The 417-nt window shown below is 64.7% G+C and carries 1 protein-coding gene; it reads left to right on the top strand.

Going from position 1 to position 417, the window contains the following annotated elements; all coding sequences use genetic code 11:
• Positions 1–150: 150 nt before the first annotated feature.
• On the top strand, positions 151–417 hold a 267-nt coding region (locus KN815_RS07865), incomplete at its 3' end, for a hypothetical protein (protein ID WP_216341020.1).

The following is a 417-nucleotide window of genomic DNA, read 5'->3' as shown; positions in this document are numbered from 1 at the left end:
ACCCCGGGCACTCGACGGACACGCGCTTGCCATGGCGCGCCCCTACCCGGTGGCGTATGAGAAGCGACAGGAACAGCAGCGACACCCGCAACGCACACGCGCTCTCATGCTCACGACTGTGGGCATCGACTTTCTGCCGGAGGTGCCCCGATGAGCGAGCGGGAACCGGCACGGCTACTGCCATGGCGGTCCGAACAAGGGAAAGCGTGTTTCCTTGCACCTGGCAGTGAGGGCGGACTTATCTGGCGGCTCGCTGACCAGATGGAAGCCGTTCAGCTCACTATGGGCTCCGAGGTGCTGAACCATGCGCGGAAGATCCTCAGCGACCCCAAGGCTTCCACGACCGAGTTGCGTAACGTCGGTGCACGGCTGTCCGAGTGCCTGGGTGACGTTCTGCGGGTCGCTGAGAGCAGGGGC

Source organism: Streptomyces niphimycinicus (assembly GCF_018883605.1).
In the GTDB taxonomy this organism is placed as follows: domain Bacteria; phylum Actinomycetota; class Actinomycetes; order Streptomycetales; family Streptomycetaceae; genus Streptomyces; species Streptomyces niphimycinicus.
This window is presented reverse-complemented; position numbering and strand designations above follow the sequence as displayed.